At 71.5% G+C, this 18,897-nt stretch carries 20 protein-coding genes; 13 read left to right on the forward strand and 7 right to left on the reverse strand.

What is annotated here, in order from left to right; genetic code table 11:
- Positions 1–40 precede the first annotated feature (40 nt).
- The 4 genes from dnaK to OHU74_RS19295 are packed head-to-tail and all read left to right on the forward strand — an operon-like array spanning position 41 to position 4,258.
- Positions 41–1,888 carry a molecular chaperone DnaK gene (gene dnaK, locus OHU74_RS19280; protein ID WP_330297663.1) on the forward strand — a complete coding sequence of 616 codons (1,848 nt, stop codon included), beginning with the start codon at positions 41–43 and terminating at the stop codon, positions 1,886–1,888.
- Complete coding sequence (gene grpE / locus OHU74_RS19285) at positions 1,888–2,553, forward strand: nucleotide exchange factor GrpE (protein WP_371617068.1); 666 nt, start codon at positions 1,888–1,890, stop codon at positions 2,551–2,553. Before dnaK ends, grpE begins: the two co-directional genes overlap by 1 nt.
- A gap of 45 nt (positions 2,554–2,598) precedes the next feature.
- The gene (gene dnaJ / locus OHU74_RS19290) at positions 2,599–3,786 is read left to right on the forward strand and encodes a molecular chaperone DnaJ (RefSeq protein ID WP_371617069.1); all 1,188 of its coding nucleotides are present in this window, start codon (positions 2,599–2,601) and stop codon (positions 3,784–3,786) included.
- Position 3,787: 1 nt separating this feature from the next.
- Positions 3,788–4,258: a heat shock protein transcriptional repressor HspR gene (locus OHU74_RS19295; RefSeq protein ID WP_371617070.1), complete on the forward strand. Its 471-nt coding sequence runs from the start codon at positions 3,788–3,790 to the stop codon at positions 4,256–4,258.
- Positions 4,259–4,347: 89 nt separating this feature from the next.
- Here the strand turns inward: OHU74_RS19295 and OHU74_RS19300 are convergent, their stop codons facing one another.
- Positions 4,348–5,358 (reverse strand): helix-turn-helix transcriptional regulator, encoded by a 1,011-nt coding sequence (locus OHU74_RS19300; protein WP_371617071.1) that lies wholly within the window; start codon positions 5,356–5,358, stop codon positions 4,348–4,350.
- 186 nt (positions 5,359–5,544) lie between these two features.
- Here OHU74_RS19300 and OHU74_RS19305 point away from each other — a divergent pair, with 186 nt between their 5' ends.
- Complete coding sequence (locus OHU74_RS19305; RefSeq protein WP_371617072.1) at positions 5,545–5,685, forward strand: hypothetical protein; 141 nt, start codon at positions 5,545–5,547, stop codon at positions 5,683–5,685.
- Entirely contained in the window at positions 5,685–5,996 is a 312-nt protein-coding gene (locus tag OHU74_RS19310; protein ID WP_330297668.1) for a (2Fe-2S)-binding protein, read from the forward strand. Before OHU74_RS19305 ends, OHU74_RS19310 begins: the two co-directional genes overlap by 1 nt.
- A 171-nt stretch (positions 5,997–6,167) precedes the next feature.
- On the opposite strand, the gene OHU74_RS19315 is transcribed toward OHU74_RS19310, so the two are convergent.
- Positions 6,168–6,587 carry a pyridoxamine 5'-phosphate oxidase family protein gene (locus tag OHU74_RS19315; RefSeq protein ID WP_371617073.1) on the reverse strand — a complete coding sequence of 140 codons (420 nt, stop codon included), beginning with the start codon at positions 6,585–6,587 and terminating at the stop codon, positions 6,168–6,170.
- A gap of 125 nt (positions 6,588–6,712) precedes the next feature.
- Here OHU74_RS19315 and clpB point away from each other — a divergent pair, with 125 nt between their 5' ends.
- On the forward strand, positions 6,713–9,310 hold the full coding sequence (gene clpB / locus OHU74_RS19320; RefSeq protein ID WP_371617074.1) for an ATP-dependent chaperone ClpB: 2,598 nt from the start codon (positions 6,713–6,715) through the stop codon (positions 9,308–9,310).
- Positions 9,311–9,376: 66 nt separating this feature from the next.
- Here the strand turns inward: clpB and OHU74_RS19325 are convergent, their stop codons facing one another.
- Positions 9,377–9,862, reverse strand: a complete 486-nt coding sequence (locus OHU74_RS19325) for a hypothetical protein (RefSeq protein ID WP_371617075.1) — start codon at positions 9,860–9,862, stop codon at positions 9,377–9,379.
- 137 nt (positions 9,863–9,999) lie between these two features.
- Between OHU74_RS19325 and OHU74_RS19330 the strand changes: the two genes are divergently transcribed.
- Positions 10,000–10,548, forward strand: coding sequence for a YbjN domain-containing protein (locus OHU74_RS19330; RefSeq protein ID WP_330297672.1), 549 nt, complete (start codon positions 10,000–10,002; stop codon positions 10,546–10,548).
- Between the two features lie 31 nt (positions 10,549–10,579).
- Here the strand turns inward: OHU74_RS19330 and OHU74_RS19335 are convergent, their stop codons facing one another.
- Positions 10,580–11,737: a mannosyltransferase family protein gene (locus OHU74_RS19335; protein WP_371617076.1), complete on the reverse strand. Its 1,158-nt coding sequence runs from the start codon at positions 11,735–11,737 to the stop codon at positions 10,580–10,582.
- A 71-nt stretch (positions 11,738–11,808) separates the two neighbouring features.
- On the opposite strand from OHU74_RS19335, the gene OHU74_RS19340 reads away from it, so the two are divergent.
- Complete coding sequence (locus OHU74_RS19340) at positions 11,809–12,225, forward strand: DUF3224 domain-containing protein (RefSeq protein ID WP_371619732.1); 417 nt, start codon at positions 11,809–11,811, stop codon at positions 12,223–12,225.
- A 21-nt stretch (positions 12,226–12,246) separates the two neighbouring features.
- Here the strand turns inward: OHU74_RS19340 and OHU74_RS19345 are convergent, their stop codons facing one another.
- Positions 12,247–13,449, reverse strand: a complete 1,203-nt coding sequence (locus tag OHU74_RS19345) for a pyridoxal phosphate-dependent aminotransferase (protein ID WP_371617077.1) — start codon at positions 13,447–13,449, stop codon at positions 12,247–12,249.
- Positions 13,450–13,589: 140 nt separating this feature from the next.
- Between OHU74_RS19345 and OHU74_RS19350 the strand changes: the two genes are divergently transcribed.
- The 3 genes from OHU74_RS19350 to OHU74_RS19360 all read left to right on the forward strand — a co-directional run bounded on the left by OHU74_RS19350 (position 13,590) and on the right by OHU74_RS19360 (position 16,649).
- Positions 13,590–13,877, forward strand: a complete 288-nt coding sequence (locus OHU74_RS19350) for a hypothetical protein (protein ID WP_371617078.1) — start codon at positions 13,590–13,592, stop codon at positions 13,875–13,877.
- Positions 13,878–14,208: 331 nt separating this feature from the next.
- The gene (locus OHU74_RS19355) at positions 14,209–14,772 is read left to right on the forward strand and encodes a DUF2617 family protein (protein WP_371617079.1); all 564 of its coding nucleotides are present in this window, start codon (positions 14,209–14,211) and stop codon (positions 14,770–14,772) included.
- A 212-nt stretch (positions 14,773–14,984) separates the two neighbouring features.
- Complete coding sequence (locus OHU74_RS19360) at positions 14,985–16,649, forward strand: polyamine aminopropyltransferase (protein WP_371617080.1); 1,665 nt, start codon at positions 14,985–14,987, stop codon at positions 16,647–16,649.
- Positions 16,650–16,665: 16 nt separating this feature from the next.
- On the opposite strand, the gene OHU74_RS19365 is transcribed toward OHU74_RS19360, so the two are convergent.
- Entirely contained in the window at positions 16,666–17,271 is a 606-nt protein-coding gene (locus OHU74_RS19365; protein ID WP_371617081.1) for a DUF4865 family protein, read from the reverse strand.
- Positions 17,272–17,283: 12 nt separating this feature from the next.
- Complete coding sequence (locus OHU74_RS19370; protein ID WP_371617082.1) at positions 17,284–17,856, reverse strand: TetR/AcrR family transcriptional regulator; 573 nt, start codon at positions 17,854–17,856, stop codon at positions 17,284–17,286.
- 155 nt (positions 17,857–18,011) lie between these two features.
- Between OHU74_RS19370 and OHU74_RS19375 the strand changes: the two genes are divergently transcribed.
- On the forward strand, positions 18,012–18,884 hold the full coding sequence (locus OHU74_RS19375; RefSeq protein WP_371617083.1) for an SRPBCC family protein: 873 nt from the start codon (positions 18,012–18,014) through the stop codon (positions 18,882–18,884).
- Positions 18,885–18,897: the final 13 nt, after the last annotated feature.

An 18,897-nucleotide genomic window follows, 5' to 3' on the forward strand; every position in this document is an offset into this window, starting at 1 on the left:
CCTTGAGTCTGTTCCACTCAAGTCAGCTGGAGGAATCAAAATGGCACGTGCGGTCGGCATCGACCTGGGCACCACTAACTCCGTCGTCAGCGTTCTGGAAGGCGGCGAGCCCACCGTCATCACCAACGCCGAGGGCGCCAGGACCACGCCGTCCGTCGTCGCCTTCGCCAAGAACGGCGAGGTCCTCGTCGGCGAGGTCGCCAAGCGCCAGGCGGTCACGAACGTGGACCGGACCATCCGCTCCGTCAAGCGCCACATGGGCACTGACTGGAAGATCAACCTGGATGGCAAGGACTTCAACCCGCAGCAGATGAGCGCCTTCATCCTGCAGAAGCTGAAGCGCGACGCCGAGGCGTACCTGGGTGAGAAGGTCACGGACGCGGTCATCACCGTCCCGGCCTACTTCAACGACTCCGAGCGTCAGGCGACGAAGGAAGCCGGCGAGATCGCGGGCCTCAACGTCCTGCGTATTGTCAACGAGCCGACTGCCGCCGCCCTGGCCTACGGCCTCGACAAGGACGACCAGACCATTCTCGTCTTCGACCTCGGTGGCGGCACCTTCGACGTGTCGCTCCTCGAGATCGGCGACGGCGTCGTCGAGGTCAAGGCCACCAACGGTGACAACCACCTCGGTGGCGACGACTGGGACCAGCGCGTCGTCGAGTACCTCGTGAAGCAGTTCCAGAACGGCCACGGCGTCGACCTGTCCAAGGACAAGATGGCGCTCCAGCGTCTGCGCGAGGCCGCCGAGAAGGCGAAGATCGAGCTGTCCTCCTCCACGGAGACCTCGATCAACCTGCCCTACATCACGGCTTCCGCCGAGGGCCCGCTGCACCTGGACGAGAAGCTCACGCGCGCCCAGTTCCAGCAGCTGACCTCGGACCTGCTCGAGCGCTGCAAGAGCCCCTTCCACAACGTCATCAAGGACGCGGGTATCAACCTGTCCGAGATCGACCACGTGGTCCTGGTCGGCGGCTCCACCCGCATGCCGGCCGTCGCCGAGCTCGTCAAGGAGCTCACCGGCGGTCAGGACGCCAACAAGGGCGTCAACCCGGACGAGGTCGTCGCCCTCGGCGCGACCCTCCAGGCGGGCGTTCTCAAGGGTGAGGTCAAGGACGTCCTGCTCCTCGACGTGACCCCGCTGTCCCTCGGTATCGAAACCAAGGGCGGCATCATGACCAAGCTCATCGAGCGCAACACCACGATCCCGACCAAGCGGTCCGAGATCTTCACGACGGCCGAGGACAACCAGCCGTCCGTGCAGATCCAGGTCTACCAGGGCGAGCGCGAGATCGCGGCGTACAACAAGAAGCTCGGCATGTTCGAGCTGACCGGTCTGCCGCCGGCCCCCCGTGGCATCCCGCAGATCGAGGTCTCCTTCGACATCGACGCCAACGGCATCATGCACGTCACGGCGAAGGACCTCGGTACGGGCAAGGAGCAGAAGATGACCGTCACCGGCGGCTCTTCGCTCGCCAAGGACGAGGTCGACCGCATGCGCCAGGAGGCGGAGCAGTACGCGGACGAGGACTCCCGTCGCAAGGAGGCGGCCGAGTCCCGCAACCAGGGCGAGCAGCTCGTCTACCAGACGGAGAAGTTCGTCAAGGACAACGAGGACAAGGTCCCGGCCGAGGTCAAGGACGAGGTCCAGGCGTCCATCGACGAGCTGAAGGAAAAGCTCAAGGGCGAGGACACCGCCGAGATCCGCACCGCGACCGAGAAGCTCGGCGCCGTCAGCCAGAAGCTCGGCCAGGCGATCTACGCCGACGCCCAGGCGGCCCAGGCCGCAGGTGGCGCCCCGGCCGGTGACGGCCAGGCCCACGCCGACGACGACGTCGTCGACGCCGAGATCGTCGACGACGAGAAGCAGAAGGGCGGCGCTGCCTGATGTCGGAGGAGACCCCGGGCTTCGACGAGAAGCCCGAAGTCCCCACCGGCGCGGATGACGCAGCCGCCGAGCCGAAGACCGCCGGTTCCTCCAAGGAGGAGCCGGCGGCCCCGGCCGGGGACGCAGCGGCAGCGGCAGCGGACGTGGCCCTCCTGGCCCAGCTGGACCAGGCCCGTACGGCGCTCGGCGAGCGCACCGGTGACCTCCAGCGACTCCAGGCGGAGTACCAGAACTACCGCCGCCGGGTGGAGCGGGACCGGATCGCCGTCAAGGAGATCGCGGTCGCGGCCCTCCTGACGGAACTCCTCCCGACCCTGGACGACATCGGCCGGGCGCGGGAACATGGCGAGCTGGTCGGCGGCTTCAAGTCGGTGGCCGAATCGCTGGAGACCGCCGCGGCCAAGATGGGCCTGCAGCAGTTCGGCAAGGAGGGCGAGCCCTTCGACCCGACGATCCACGAGGCCCTGATGCACTCGTACGCGCCGGACGTCACCGAGGACACCTGCGTGGCGATCCTGCAGCCCGGGTACCGGATCGGCGAGCGTACGATCCGTCCCGCACGGGTCGCGGTGGCCGAGCCCCAGCCGGGCGCGGCGCCGAAGTCCGAGGCGGCCGAGGCCGACGCGCCGTCCGACAAGGACGCGGATGCCCCCGAAAAGGGCTGACGCTGAACACACAGTAGAAGCAGTGCGAGAGGAGGGACACCGGGGATGAGCACGAAGGACTTCGTCGAGAAGGACTACTACAAGGTTCTCGGTGTCCCGAAGGACGCCACCGAGGCCGAGATCAAGAAGGCGTACCGGAAGCTCGCCCGCGAGTTCCACCCGGACGCCAACAAGGGCGACACCTCGGCCGAGGAGCGCTTCAAGGAGATCTCCGAGGCGAACGACATCCTCGGGGACCCCAAGAAGCGCAAGGAGTACGACGAGGCTCGCGCCCTGTTCGGCAGCGGGGGCTTCCGCCCCGGCCCGGGCGGGGGCGGCGGCCAGTTCAACTTCGACCTCGGTGACCTCTTCGGGGGTCAGCAGCAGGGCGGCGGCGCGGGCGGCGGCTTCGGCGGCGGTCTGGGCGACGTCTTCGGCGGCCTGTTCAACCGCGGCGGCGCCGGCCCCGGCGCCGGGACCCGTACCCAGCCGCGCCGCGGCCAGGACATCGAATCGGAGGTCACCCTCTCCTTCACGGAGGCGGTGGACGGGGCCACGGTCCCGCTCCGGATGTCCTCGCAGGCGCCCTGCAAGGCCTGTTCGGGCACCGGCGACAAGAACGGCACGCCCCGCGTGTGCCCGACCTGCGTCGGCACCGGCCAGGTCTCCCGGGGCAGCGGCGGCGGTTTCTCGCTGACCGACCCCTGTGCGGACTGCAAGGGCCGCGGCCTGATCGCCGAGACCCCCTGTGACGTCTGCAAGGGCAGCGGCCGGGCCCGCAGCTCCCGGACCATGCAGGTCCGGATCCCGGCGGGGGTCTCCGACTCCCAGCGGATCCGGCTGCGCGGCAAGGGCGCTCCGGGCGAGCGCGGCGGCCCGTCCGGCGACCTGTACGTGGTCGTGCACGTGGACGGCCACCCGGTCTTCGGCCGCAAGGACGACAACCTCACGGTGACCGTCCCGGTGTCGTTCGCGGAGGCGGCCCTGGGCGCCGACATCAAGGTCCCGACCTTGAACGGCCCCTCGGTGACGCTGAAGCTGCCGCCGGGCACCCCCAACGGCCGTACGATGCGGGCCCGCGGCAAGGGAGCGGTCCGCAAGGACGGCACCCGCGGCGACCTGCTCGTCACGGTGGAGGTCGCGGTCCCGACCGAGCTGAACGACAAGGCCCGCGAGGCCTTGGAGTTGTACCGCGACGCGATGGAGTCCGAGGACCCGCGCTCCGCGCTGTTCGAGTCCGCGAAGGGAGCATGACATGGACGGTCGCCGCAGCCAGGCTCGTACGGGTAAGGCGTACTACCAGCTCACCGACGAGACCCCGGTCTACGTGATCTCGGTGGCCGCCCAGCTCTCGGGCCTGCATCCGCAGACCCTGCGCCAGTACGACCGCCTCGGCCTGGTCTCCCCGGACCGTACGGCCGGGCGCGGCCGGCGCTACTCGGCCCGTGACATCGAACTGCTCCGTACGGTGCAGGCGCTGTCCCAGGACGAGGGCATCAACCTGGCCGGCATCAAGCGGATCATCGAACTGGAGAACCAGGTCGCCGCGCTCCAGCAGCGCGTGGCCGAGCTCTCCAGCGCCGTCGACGGCGCCGCCGCCGTCCTCCAGCAGCGCGAGGCCCAGGTCCACGCCTCGTACCGCCGCGACCTGGTCCCGTACCAGCCGCCGGTCCCGGGCAACGCCCTGGTCGTCTGGCGCCCGGCGCCGAAGCGGCCGCAGGGCTGACGTCCAGAGCCCAGGAAGGCCCCGATCCAGTGGATCGGGGCCTTCCTTGTGTCCGGGGTCCCCGCGGGGCGCGCCAGGGCCCCTGGGGGCTACGGCGGGTCCTTGAGGATGCCCGACTGGGCGATGAGGAAGCCGAGTTGGGCGCGGCTGCCGCTGCCCAGGGCGGAGGCCAGCTTGGCGATGTGCGCGCGGCAGGTCCGTACGTTCATCCCCAGGCGGCGCGCGATGGCCTCGTCCACGTGCCCCTCGATGAGGAGCTGGGCGATGGAGCGCTGCACGCCGGAGATGCCGGCCGGGGTGTGCTCGTAGGTCACCTCGTCGTCCAGCGGCACGGCGCGGCGCCACAGCTGCTCGAAGACCTTGATGAGGTACTGGACGAGCCCCGGGTGGCGCAGCTCCAGTGCGAGGCCCCGGCCGGGGCCGGCCGGGATGAAGGCGACGGTGCGGTCGAAGATGATGAGGCGCTCGATGAGCTCCTCCAGGGTGCGGATCTCGACCTTGCCCGTGGCGATGCGGTCCGCGTAGGCGAGCGTGCCCTGGCTGTGCCGCGCCGTGTGCTGGTACAGCGTGCGGATGCTCACCCCGCGGTTGGTCAGGGCGGTGCCGCGCTCCAGGGCCTCGGAGAGGGCGAAGGGGGGCCGGGCCCCGCCCGGCTGGACCGTCAGGACCTCGGTGTGGCACTCGGCGGTGGCCAGGTCGAGCGCCGCGTTGATCTGTTCCAGGCCGTCGAGCGGGGTGATGGCGTGGCTGTTCGCGGGGGACCGGGCGCTGATGGCGAGGAACGGCTCGAATGCGTCTGTGAGATCCACGGCGCTGCGGCGACGCTCCTGGATCTCCTGTTCGAGGGGGTGGAGCCTTTGTGCGAGTGCGACCGAGGGGGGAACCGCGCGGAGCTGATTCGCGTCATCCGGGTCGGGTCGCAGCAGCCCGAATTCGAGCAGGCAGGGGGCGTTTCCGACCTCACTGCGCGGTACGCGGCCATTGCTCAACGCGGCGGCGTACAGCCGCGTTCCCTCGGCGCACATACATGTGACCGGGTGGGGATGTGTCGGGTTCGTATCGTTATTAGGCAAATCTCCACCCCCCAGGGTCCTGAACATGTAAGAACATGATGCATCGTCCCTGTGGCACTGACGTGCCTGAATGAGCCATCGTCTGACACGCGGGGGAGAGGATTCCATCAAGTGAGGACGAAGCCGACCATGTACAAGAGAATGCTTCGCTCGGCGCTTGCCGTTGTTTTCTCCGTCGCTACGGTCTTTGCGGCAGCCAGTGCTGTCAACGGAGTGGGCAAGTCAGACATCAGCTGGGACTCGACGCCCCTCAATGCGGCTCCGGCGGGGGACATCAGTTGGGACACGACGCCCCTGCTCGCGGCTCAGGCGGGGGACATCAGTTGGGACTCCATGCCGACGCGGGTCGCCTGATGACCCCCGACGACCGCGGCTTCCGTCGCGAAATGGCTTCCGCGTACCGATCGGGCTGGCAGTTCATCGACCTGACCAGCGCAATTCCGTACGCCGGCGATTCATTGAAGGTCACCCTCTTCGGCCAGCCGATCGTAGTGGTGCGCGAGGAGGACGAGGACGTCCGCGCCTACCGCTGCCTGCGCCGTCCCCGAGGTGCGCCGCAGCCCGTGCGCTGCGAGGTCCGGTACGGCATGGTCTTCGTCAACCTGGATCAACGTGATCACCAGCTCTTCGAGCCCGAAACCACCGCCACCCCCCGCAGTGCCTGACGCGATTCCCCCGTCGTCACAGATCGCTCAGGCGCTACCCCCCACACAGCGGCGCCATCGTGGACCTGACCACGATGGCGCCGTTGTGATGTGCCTGTCCAGTAGTTGAACCGGACAAAGACCGAACCACCTGGCGCCCGGCCCGCGCCCGGCCCGCGCCCGCCCTGCGCCCTACGCCCGCCCCATGGCCCGGTCCAGGGTGATCTCCATGACCACCCGGTCCGGGTTCGGTGACGGCATGCGCCCGTAGCGCTCCGCGTAGCGGCGTACCGCCTCCGCGACGGAGGCCTCGTCCGTACGGATGACCGCGCGGCCCTCCAGGGTCGCCCAGCGGCGTCCCTCCATCTGGCAGACCGCCACCCGGGGGCCGTCCGGCGCGTCCGCGCGCCCCTGCGCCGCCAGGACGTTGCGGATCTTCTTGCTGTTCTTGTTGCTGATCACCCGTGCCAGCCCGGCCTCCGGGTCGTACGTCACGCCCACCGGCACCACGTGCGGGCTGCCGTCGGGGCGCGGGGTGGTCAGCGTGCAGACGTGCCGCTCCCGCCAGAAGGCGAGGTATTCCGGCGTCGGGTTGAGTACCTCGTGAGACATGGTGCGAAGGGTACGGCGCAGGGCGCGGCGGACGCGGCGAAGGGTGCGCAACTCCACCTTGAGTGGAATAGACTCAACTTTGTGCAGGTTGTTCTTGTTAACCGTACGGAGAGGAGCAGTCGCAAGTGGATGCCGAGCTGACCAACAAGAGCCGGGACGCGCTGAACGCGGCCACCAGCAGGGCCGTCAAGGACGGGCACGCGGACCTGACGCCCGCCCACCTGCTGCTGGCGCTCCTCGCCGGCGAGGACAACGAGAACGTCACCGACCTGCTGGCCGCCACCGACGCCGACCAGGTCGCCGTGCGCGCCGGAGCGGACCGGCTGCTGGCCGCCCTGCCCAGCGTCACCGGTTCCACGGTCGCGCCCCCGCAGCCCACGCGCGAGCTGCTCGCCGTGCTGGCCGAGGCGGACGCGCAGGCCGGCAGGCTCGGCGACGAGTACCTCTCCACCGAACACCTGCTCATCGCCATCGCCGCCAAGGGCGGCGCGGCCGGCGAGCTCCTCGCCGCCCAGGGCGCGACCGCGAAGAAGCTGCTGTCCGCATTCGAGACCTCAAGAGGAGGGCGGCGGGTGACCTCCCCCGACCCCGAGGGCCAGTACAAGGCCCTGGAGAAGTTCGGCACCGATTTCACCGCGGCGGCCCGCGAGGGCAAGCTCGACCCGGTCATCGGCCGCGACCAGGAGATCCGGCGCGTCGTCCAGGTCCTCTCCCGGCGTACGAAGAACAACCCGGTGCTCATCGGCGAGCCCGGCGTCGGCAAGACGGCCGTCGTCGAGGGCCTGGCCCAGCGCATCGTCAAGGGCGACGTCCCCGAGTCCCTGAAGAACAAGCGCCTCGTCTCCCTGGACCTCGGCGCGATGGTCGCCGGCGCCAAGTACCGCGGCGAGTTCGAGGAGCGGCTCAAGACCGTCCTCGCGGAGATCAAGTCCAGCGACGGCCAGATCATCACCTTCATCGACGAGCTGCACACGGTCGTCGGCGCGGGCGCCGGCGGGGACTCCGCCATGGACGCGGGCAACATGCTCAAGCCCATGCTGGCCCGCGGCGAGCTGCGCATGGTCGGCGCGACCACCCTCGACGAGTACCGCGAGCGGATCGAGAAGGACCCGGCGCTGGAGCGGCGCTTCCAGCAGGTGCTGGTCGCCGAGCCGAGCGTCGAGGACACCATCGCGATCCTGCGCGGGCTCAAGGGCCGCTACGAGGCCCACCACAAGGTCGTCATCAACGACAGCGCGCTGGTGGCCGCGGCCACCCTCTCCGACCGGTACATCACCTCCCGCTTCCTGCCCGACAAGGCCATCGACCTCGTCGACGAGTCCATGTCCCGGCTCCGCATGGAGATCGACTCCTCCCCGCTGGAGATCGACGAGCTCCAGCGCGCGGTCGACCGCCTCCGGATGGAGGAGCTGGCGCTGAAGAACGAGTCCGACCCGGCCTCGCTGGAGCGGCTCGACAAGATCCGCAAGGACCTGGCGGACAAGGAGGAGGACCTGCGGGGCCTGACCGCCCGCTGGGAGAAGGAGAAGCAGTCCCTCAACCGGGTCGGCGAGCTCAAGGAGCGCCTGGACGACCTGCGCGGCCAGGCCGAGCGAGCGCAACGTGACGGGGACTTCGACACCGCCTCGCAGCTGCTCTACGGGGAGATCCCGGCCCTGGAGCGCGAGCTCGCCGAGGCCACCGAGGAGGAGGCCGCTTCGGCGGGGGCCGCCGCCAAGGACAGCATGGTCAAGGACGAGGTCGGCCCGGACGACATCGCCGACGTGGTCGCAGCCTGGACGGGCATCCCGGCCGGTCGGCTGCTCCAGGGCGAGACCGAGAAGCTGCTGCGCATGGAGGAGGAGCTGGGGCGCCGCCTGATCGGCCAGGGCGAGGCCGTACGGGCCGTCTCGGACGCCGTGCGCCGCACCCGGGCCGGTATCGCCGACCCGGACCGCCCGACGGGCTCGTTCCTCTTCCTGGGCCCCACGGGCGTGGGCAAGACCGAGCTGGCCAAGGCCCTGGCGGACTTCCTCTTCGACGACGAGCGGGCGATGGTCCGCATCGACATGTCGGAGTACTCCGAGAAGCACAGCGTGGCCCGCCTGGTCGGCGCCCCGCCCGGGTACGTGGGCTACGAGGAGGGCGGCCAGCTCACCGAGGCGATCCGCCGCCGCCCGTACTCCGTGGTGCTCCTGGACGAGGTGGAGAAGGCCCATCCCGAGGTCTTCGACATCCTGCTCCAGGTCCTCGACGACGGGCGCCTCACGGACGGCCAGGGCCGCACCGTGGACTTCCGCAACACCATCCTGATCCTGACCTCGAACCTGGGCAGTCAGTTCCTGGTCGACCCGACCACCTCCCCGGAGGACAAGAAGGCCCGGGTCCTGGACGTGGTGCGGGCCTCCTTCAAGCCGGAGTTCCTCAACCGCCTGGACGACCTGGTGGTCTTCTCGGCCCTGAGCGAGGCCGAGCTGGCCCGCATCGCCGAGCTCCAGATCGGCCGCCTCGCGAAGCGGATGGCGGACCGCCGCCTGACCCTGGACGTCACGCCCGAGGCCCTGGCCTGGCTGGCGGACAAGGGCAACGACCCGGCGTACGGAGCCCGCCCGCTGCGCCGCCTGATCCAGACGGCGATCGGCGACCGCCTGGCCAGGGAGATCCTCTCGGGCGAGGTCAAGGACGGCGACACCGTCCGCGTCTCCCTCGCGGGCGACGACCTGCTGGTCGGCAAGGCGCTCTGAGGCACGCCGAGGGCCGTACGGGGGCCCCGGGCCGCGACACCGCCGCCCGGGGCCCCCGTACGGCCCTCACCCGTCGTGGGCGACGAACCGGATCCGGACGTCGTACCCCGTCTGCTGCTCGACACTGATCTGCACCTTCGCGGCGCGGCCCGGTACGGCGTCGGCGCGGTCGACTCCGAGGCACCGGTTCCCGCCCTCCGGGTCGAACCCGGGCCCGACTTTCGGGCAGACCTTCGGGCGGTCGTCCAGTTCGTACTCCCGCGCCCGGGGGAAGGCGCTGGCCAGCCAGGCGTCCAGCCCGTCCCGGTCGAAGCGGAACGATCCGGTCGCGGTGGAGTGCGGCGAGTCGACCCGCCAGCACTTCTCGTCGTGGACCCCCGCGGGCAGGCTCCCGCCGGCGAACTCCATCGCCTGGGCGCAGGTGATCTCGTGGCTGCCCTCGGGGCCCTTCCCGGCGTCGTCCCGGTCGCCCGGGTCCGTCCACAGCCAGATCGCTCCGCCGATGCCGATCACCAGCGCCGCGGCCGGCGCCGACACCGCGAGTACACGCAAAGGCCTGTGAATAGACACCCATCCCCCTTACGGCGGCCCTACTCCTGTCCGCCCGGAGCGGATCGTACGTGCGGGGGTGGACATGAGGCGGGCGGGATGAGGGAGGATGGCCGCATCCGCACGAAGGGAAGTACACGGTGAGCATCGACCCGGCCTCGATTCCGAACTTCGGAGGGCAGCAGCCCGATCCGCAGGCCACAGGACCGGCGGGCCCCGTCGTCCCCGACCAGGATCTGGTCAAGCAGCTTCTGGAGCAGATGGAGCTCAAGTACGTCGTCGACGACGAGGGTGACCTCGCGGCGCCGTGGGAGGAATTCCGCACGTACTTCATGTTCCGCGGCGAGGACGACCAGCAGGTCTTCTCCGTGCGGACCTTCTACGACCGCCCCCACAAGATCGACGAGAAGCCGCAGCTCCTCGAGTCGATCGACGACTGGAACCGCCGCACCCTGTGGCCGAAGGTCTACAGCCACACCCACGACGACGGCTCCGTCCGCCTGATCGGTGAGGCGCAGATGCTGATCGGCACCGGCGTGAACCTGGAGCACTTCGTGTCCTCCACGGTCAGCTGGGTCCGCGCGTCGATCGAGTTCGACAAGTGGCTCGTCGAGCAGCTCGGCCTGGAGGCCGAGGTCGACTCCGCCGACAAGGGCGACGACGACGAGGGCGACAGCGAGACCAACTAGGTCTCAGCCGTCCCGCACGGAGTCACTCCCCTCACGGAGCGACCCCGGATACGAGCAGCAGGTACGGCCCGTATGCGTACGAGAGCCCGGCCAGCACCCCGGTCACCACGACCGCGGTGCGCGGCCGGGCTTTCGCCATGAGGGCCGCCAGCGGCAGCAGCAGCGGGAACGCGGGCAGCAGGAAGCGCGGCTTCGACTCGAAGAAGCCGGCCCCGCCGTAGGTCATCACCAGCAGCACGCCGGTGTACACGAGCAGCGGCAGCGGGATCGTCCGGTCCGCCGCGAGCCGGCCCGCGAGCAGCAGCGCCGCCACCAGCAGGACCGCCGTCACCGTGGTGGCGAGCTCCGTGTGCCCGCCGGACACGGCGTTCCGGGCGGAGCGCAGCGCCGCCGCGCCGAAGTCGAAGCGCGAGCCCCAGCCGCTCTGGACGGCGAAGTAGCCGCCGAGGAGGTCGTCCCGGCGGGCGCCGACGAGCAGGACGTACGAGACCCAGCCCGCGGGCGCGGCCACCGCGGCGGCCCACACCCCCGGGGCAGGGCGGCCGCGGCGTACGAGGATCTCGTACCCGGCGCTCACCACCACGGCGGCGGCGACCGCGGCCCCGGTGGGCCGGGTCAGCCCGGCGAGCACGGCCAGCCCCGCGGCCCAGCCCCACCGGCCCCGCAGCAGGGCGTACAGGGCCCAGGCAGCGAAGGCGGCCAGCAGGGGCTCGGTGTAGGCGAGGGTCAGCATGAGGGAGTGCGGCAGCACGGCCCACAGCGCGACGAGCAGCAGCCCGCCGCGGGGTCCGAGGAGGTGTTCCCCGACCCGGTACACGCCGACGGCCGCCGCCCCGGCCGCGATCCAGGCGACCACGAGCGCGGCGGTGGTCAGGGAGCCCGGCAGCACGAGGGAGGCGCAGCGGATGAGGACGGGGTAGAGCGGGAAGAAGGCCGAGTCGCTCTGGAGCGAGCCGATGCCGGGGTACATCTGGGTGCGCCCGTAGCCGTGCTCGGCGATCCGCAGGTACCAGACCGAGTCCCAGGACTCCCCGAGCACCTTGACGGGGCTGCGTCCGGTCCACCACGCCACGGCGGCGACCACCAGCACCCCGGCCCCGCGCAGGGCGGCGAAGACCCCGAGCGCGAGGACGGCGGTGGGGGTCCGGGTGCGTACGGCGCGCGATGCGGTGGCCGTGGCGGTGGCCATGGACATGTATCCCCGACTTCCCTCGTCCTGCCTCGTCCTGCTTGTGACGCGTTTACGCTCGCCCCATGATGATGAGCGCTTCGGGCACCTTCAAGGTCGTCAGTTTCACTCCGGCCCCGCTGACCCCGGAGCCCCCGGTGGAGACCGGGCTCCCGGTCGGCGTGGCGACGATGGAGAAACACTACGAGGGCGAGTCCCTCTCGGGCCGCTCGGCCACCCTCTTCACCGCCGCCTTCGACCAGGAGGCGGGCGTCGGCAGCTACGTGGCCATGGAGTCCTTCGAAGGCACCCTCGCGGGCCGTGAGGGTGCCTTCAACTTCGTCCACGGGGCCACCACGGACGGCGGCCCCGACCGCAGCGCCGAGCACTTCGCGATCGTCCCGGCCAGCGGCACGCGGGCCCTGAAGGGCATCACGGGCACGGGCGGCCTGCGCGTCGACGAGGACGGCACCCACCGCATCTGGTTCGACTTCGACCTGCCGGCGTAGCCCTCGGGGCCGTCAGGGCCCTCAGAGGCGTCGCAGCCGGGCCACGGCCTCCTCCAGCACCTCGGTCTTCTTGCAGAAGGCCCACCGCACCTGCGTCGCACCGGCCGACTTGTCGTCGTAGAACACCTGGTTCGGGATGGCCACGACCCCGCACCGCTCCGGCAGGGCCCGGCAGAACGCCAGGCCGTCGCGCTCCCCGAGCGGGGTGATGTCGGTGGTGATGAAGTACGTGCCCTGCGGCCGGAACACCTCGAAGCCGGCCGCCGCCAGCCCGTCCGCCAGCAGGTCGCGCTTCGCGGCCAGGTCCGCGCGGAAGCCCTCGTAGTACGAGTCGGGCAAGGCCAGCGCCTCGGCGATGGCGTACTGGAAGGGCCCCGAGGAGACGTAGGTCAGGAACTGCTTGGCGGAGCGCACCGCCGTGACCAGCTCCGGGGTCCCGGTCACCCAGCCGACCTTCCAGCCGGTGAAGGAGAAGGTCTTGCCGCTGGAGGAGATCGTCACCGTACGGTCCCGCATGCCCGGCAGGCCCGCCAGCGGGGTGTGGGAGCCCTCGAAGACCAGGTGCTCGTAGACCTCGTCCGTGATGACCAGCAGGTCCCGGGAGACGGCCAGCTCCGCGATCGCGGCGAGTTCGGCGGGCGTGAGCACGGTGCCCGTCGGGTTGTGGGGGGTGTTCAGCAGCAGCAGCCGGGTCCGCGGGGTGACGGCGGCGCGCAGCGCGTCGACGTCGAGGCGGAAATCGGGGGCGCGCAGGGTGAGCGGGACCCGCACCGCCCCGGCCATCGCGATGCAGGCGGCGTAGGAATCGTAGAACGGCTCCAGGGCGATGACCTCGTCGCCCGGTTCCAGGAGGGCCAGGAGCGCGGCCGCGATGGCCTCGGTGGCGCCCGCGGTGACGAGGACCTCGGTGTCCGGGTCGTAGGACAGGCCGTAGAAGCGCTGCTGGTGGTCGGCGATGGCGTGGCGCAGCTCCGGGACTCCGGGGCCCGGCGGGTACTGGTTGCCCCTGCCGTCGCGGATCGCGCGCACCGCCGCTTCGGCGATCTCGGCGGGGCCGTCGGTGTCGGGGAACCCCTGGCCGAGGTTGATCGATCCCGTGGCGGTGGCCAGCGCGGACATCTCCGCGAAGATCGTCGTACCGAAGGCCGCCAGCCTGCGGTTGAGGAACGGGCGGTCGGCGGCGGTGCTGTCGGGGTGGCTGCTGCTGCGTTCGGGTGCGCTCATGGCGTCATCCTTCCGGCAAGCTCTGGACTTGCTCAAGTGAGCTTTGGGCCGCGTACGCCGAGGGCATCCCCCCTGCACACGGGACGACAGGGGATCCCGGACCCGGGGAACCGGGTGGAACGCAAAGGGGGTGAACGGACATGACGTTCGTTCTGGTCATGATCGGCCTGGCCGTATCCGTCGTCGTGGTGCTCATCGGAATGCTGGTGTTCCGCGCGGCCCGCTCCGGGTACGCGGGCGGCGGCTCGGGCGGTTACAAGGGCAGCGGCGGCTCGAGCAGCAGCAGTGGCAGCAGCTGGTGGGCGAGTGGCTCGGACGGCGGCGGATCCTCGTCCTCGTGCGGATCCTCCTCGTCCTCGTGCGGTTCCTCGTCCTCCTGCGGCTCCTCCTCCTCGTCGTGCGGCGGCGGAGGATGCGGATCCAGCTGACACGGGGGAGCATGGATGCGTGTACGCGATGCGTCCACCGGGGACAACTTCCGTCAGGCGTCTTCTTGTTCGGGGCGTCGCCGCCGCGTATTACGGCGTACGGGCGGGATGTTGTTGAACACGTGAACTGAGGAGCCCCCGAGGGGATGTAAACCCCGTCAAGTTGGGTAAAAACGCTGTGAGTGCCGTGCCTTTCATGATTCCCTCGGTTGAGTAGACCAGTCCCCGGACCTCCCGGGACTTCCTGTGGACCCGTGCCGGTGTCCCCCACCCGTTGACTACCGCTGGCGGGCCCCGGCCCATCTCCCTCGCGCGTTTGCGGAGCCGACTCATGCTCACGACCCTCCAGACCACCTATACCGACACGCGTGCCGCCGACCTCGCCTGGGCCCTGGGTCGGGAGCGGCTGCCCGCCCTGGCCGTACTGAACCTCGAACTGATGGGCGCAAAAGTCGAGTTGCGCCTGCTCGGGGCCTCTCATCAGGTGCTCCTGGAAGAGGGGGACGTGCTCTGTTCGGAGACCGTCGCCTGCATGCCCGGGAGCAGTACCCCGCTGCCGCTCGGCGTGGCCAAGCGGGTCGGCGACTGGGAGTACGAGTTCGCCGCGCGGGTCGAGACCCTCTCGCGCGGCTCCTTCGCGGGCCGGGCGCAGGAACTGCTCGCGCTGGTCGCGGATCACCCGAACGGGCTCGCCGGGACCTTCCCCGGCGACCCGCACGCCTTCACCGCCATGCTCGCGCAGCGCTACGAGGGCCAGGTCCGATGGCGCACCTGGCACGCCTACCCGCAGGAAGGGCAGCTGGTGGCGACGCGCACGCGCGTCGGCGTGCGGATGGGTGCGACGGGGGTGCCCGCGGTCGGCGCCGCGGCCGCGGCGGCGCCGGCGCTCATCTGACGGGCACTCATTCGGCTGACGCCCGCGGCGTGGGGGGCGGTTCCTGTGGGGCCGCCCCCCACGCGCGACCGCCTCCGAGTTCGACGTTCACGCGTACGGGCTCACCGGGGTGCGGAGTTGTCGAGCGGTTACGCCAACTGCCCGAACCAGTGCGTCACTTACACCCATGTGGGTGACTTGATGCAAGCGGGCGGTGACGTACGGTTCGCTTCATGATCGACCGTTCCGCCCCGCGCGGGGTGCTTCGCACCAGGTGGCGCCGCCTCCCGGCTCCGGATCCGCGCGGTGCGGCCCGCGTCCCGGCCGCCCTGCCCGTACGGCCCCGGACCGGCCGGTTCCTCGTCCTGGCCACCGTGTTCGTCTGTGCCGCCTGCGGGCTCGTGTACGAGCTGGAGCTGCTCGCCCTGGGCTCGTACCTCATCGGTGATTCCGTCACCCAGGCGTCGGTCGTGCTGTCCGTCATGGTCTTCGCCATGGGCGTCGGATCCCTCCTCGCCAAGGCCCTGCGCAACCGCCCCGCCTTCGGGTTCGCCGCCATCGAGGCGGCGCTCGCCCTCCTCGGCGGGCTCTCCGCCATAGCGCTCTACGCCAGCTTCGCCTGGCTGGGGGAGTCGCGGCCCGCGCTCGTCGCCTTCTCCTTCGCCATCGGCGTGCTCATCGGCGCCGAGATCCCGCTCCTGATGGTGCTCATCCAGCGGATCCGCAGACAGGACGCGGGCGGCGCCGTCGCCGACCTGTTCGCCGCCGACTACGTCGGCGCCCTCGTCGGCGGCCTCGCCTTCCCCTTCCTGCTCCTGCCCGTCCTCGGCCAGCTCACCGGAGCCATGGTCACCGGCACCGTCAACGCCACCGTCGGCGCCGGGCTCGTCCTGTGGCTGTTCCGCCGCGATCTGAGCCGCCGCGCCCGCTGGCTGCTCATCGCCGCCAACATCGGCGTCCTCGCCGTCCTGGCCAGCGCCACCGTCCTGGCCGACGACTTCGAACGCGTGGCCCGGCGCGCCGTCTACGGCGGCGAGGTCCGCGTCGCCGTCCAGACCGGGGTCCAGGAGCTCGTCCTGACCGGCCCCCCGACCGGCTCCCCGCGCTCGCTCGACCTCTTCCTCGACGGCCGCCTGCGGGTCAGCGGATACGACGAGTACCGCTACCACGAAGCCCTCGTGCACCCCGCGATGACCGGCCCGCACTCCCGGGTCCTGGTCCTCGGCGGCGGCGACGGGCTCGCCGCCCGCGAAGTCCTGCGCTACCGCGACGTCGCCTCCGTCACCGTCGTCGAACTCGACCCCGGAGTCGTGCGGCTCGCCCGCACCGACCCGATGCTCTCCGCGCTCAACGGCCGGGTGTACGAGGATCCGCGGCTCGGAGTCGTCACCCAGGACGCCTTCCGCTGGCTGCGCGGACCCGCCGCCCGCGACCGCTTCGACGTCATCGTCTCCGACCTGCCCGACCCCGGAATCACCCCCAGCACGAAGCTGTACTCGCAGGAGTTCTACGGGCTGGCCGCGCGGGCCCTGCGCCCCGGCGGGCGGCTCGCCGTGCACGCGGGACCGCTGGCCACGAGGCCCCGTACCTACTGGACCGTCGAAGCCACCCTGCGCGCGGCCGGCCTGAGCACCGCCCCCTACAGCGCGGGCGGCCGACTCTCCGGATTCGCCGCGGGGCCCGACCGGGCGCTCGGCGCCGCCCCCGAGGCGCATCCGCAGGACTGGGGCTTCGTCCTCGCCGCCCGCGAAGGGGTGCCCGCGCTGCGCGTGGACCGGGACACGCCCGCCCTGCGCTCGCTGTCCACGCAGTCCCTCGGCGACGCCGCCCGCGACGCGGAACGCGGCCGGGTCACCGGGCTCCCGCCGTCCACGCTCCCGCATCCGCGGTACTCGTAGACCCATCCCTTCCGCCCTACCAGGCGCGGCCGGCCGGGAGCGCTTCGAGCTCCGGCGCCGACAGGTGCAGCACCTCGTACCGCTCGGTGGCGTCCCAGTCCGCGTCCCCGTCGCCTTCGGGTGCGGCCTCCCACAGGACGAAGCGGAGCAGCTGCCAGCTGCGCGGGTCGGCCGCGAGGGCCGCGGTGTGCACGCCCGGGCGTCGCGCGAGCCGCTCCAGCTCCTCGGTCTCCCGCTCGGCCAGTGCGGTGAGGTCGGCATCGGCCGGGATGGCGGTCAGGCGGCGCGAGGCGGCCCGGGGCGCCGTGGCGCGGGCGGGCCCGGCGAAGGCGGCGAGTCCGGTCCAGTGGTGGACGGCCGGGCGGCCGAAGTCGCGGACGACGCCCTGGAATCCGCCACCGCCGAGGAGGAAGCGGCCCATCGCGCCGGGGTCGTTCCACAGGTAGAAGGGCGCGTACTGGTTGACCGGGGAGCCCCCGGCGCCGCGTTCGCGGACGAGGTAGGCCTTGAGGCCCAGCCCGGCGCGGTCGTCGAGCCCGTGCCCGAAGTCGGCGACGCGTTTGCGGATGATCCCCATGTCGTAGTCGGCGGGGAGGGTGATCTCGTACTGGCTCGCGTACACGGGATCCGCTTCCTACTCGGTGGGTGCCTGCAACAGGCCCAGCAGTCCGAGGAGTCCGTCCACGGACTGGGCGAAGACCTCGGCGTCTTCGGCGGCGCGGGCCAGGACGTACCCGCCCTGGAGTACGGCGACGACCGTCGCGGCCGTGGCGTCCGGGTCCAGCGCGGGCCCGAACTCGCCGGTGCGGCGCCCCTCGGCCAGCACTCCGGCCAGCCGGGACCGCAGCCACGCGAAGGTCTCCTCGACCGGGACGCGCAGCACGGGATCGGCCATGACGTCCGGGTCCTGGGTGAGCCGGCCGATCGGGCAGCCGCGCAATACGTCGCGCTCGCGCCGCAGATAGGCGGTGATCCGCTCGCCCGCCGTGCCGGGGGCGTCGAACTGTGCCCCGGCCCTGGCGCGCAGCTCCGCGGCCGTGCGCTCGATCGCGGCCAGCGCCAGGCCGGACTTCCCGGCGAAGTGGTGGTACATGCTGCCCTGGCCGACCCCGGCCCGCTGCTGGATGGCCTTGGGGCTGGTGCCGACGTAACCGCGCTCCCACAGCAGCTCGCGGGTGCTTTCGATGAGGTCCTCGGTCGCGCTCATGACCCCACTGTACATACCAGTAGGTACAGTGGCCTGGTGGCTGGAGGTACAGCGCCGTGCGCGCCGCCGCCCGGACACGGCCGCCGCCCGAACACGGCCTCCCCGGACCGCAGCACTCCCTGACGGGGAGCGGACTCGTCGGTAGGCTCGACCGCATGGAGCATCAGGTGTTCGTTCCGGTCCCCGCCGTCGACGTCCGCGCCGTGCTGCGCGATCCCGCCCGGGTGGCGCGCTGCGTGCCGGGGCTCCAGCAGGACGCCGACACCGACGCCGGGCCGCTGTCCGGCCGGCTGAAGGTGCGGGTCGGCGGCCACACCGTGACCTACCGGGGAGTCCTGTCCGTCACCGAGCGGGACCCCGGCCACTTCACCCTCGAAGCCCGGGGCGCGGAGGTGCGGGGCAGCGGGAGCGTGAAGCTCTCCCTGGAGCTCCGGCTCACCGAGGCGGACGGCGGCACCCGGCTGGAGTTCACCGCCGAGTCCACCGCGGACGGCCGCGCCGCCGCCTTCGACCCGGAGGCCGCCGCCACCGCCGGCCACCGCCTGCTGGACCGGGCCGCGGCCCACCTCGCCGCGGTGGCGGTCACCGATGGGCCGGGCGCCGACGGGGAGGTCACCGATGCGGTGGCGGTCACCGATGTGGTGGCCGAGTCCGAGGAGGAGTCCGGGGACGAGCCCGGGGATCCGGACCAGCCCGAGATCACCGAGGTCACCGCCTCCGTGTTCGACGCCGAGGTCCCGCCCCCTTCGCTGGATCCCTTCCTGGACGGCACCTTCGAAGGCATCGCCGACCTCGGAGACCTCGGCGGTCCGCCGCGTCCGCCCGCCGAGGCCGCCCATGCCCGCCGCACGATGATCGGCCGCAGCGCGGAAGAGGTGGACCACGCGCCCCCGCGCGGCCGCTACGCCCCCGTCCCCGCCCCGACCTCCACCGCGGCGAACGCCAACCTCCGCTGGATCGCCCCGGCCGCGGCCGTGGCCGTGGCCTCGGCGGTCCTGCTGGGCCGGGCCCTTCGCCGCAAGCGATGAAGCACCGCCGCAT

Origin of the sequence: Streptomyces sp. NBC_00454, from assembly GCF_041434015.1 — a bacterium.
In the GTDB taxonomy this organism is placed as follows: Bacteria; Actinomycetota; Actinomycetes; order Streptomycetales; family Streptomycetaceae; genus Streptomyces.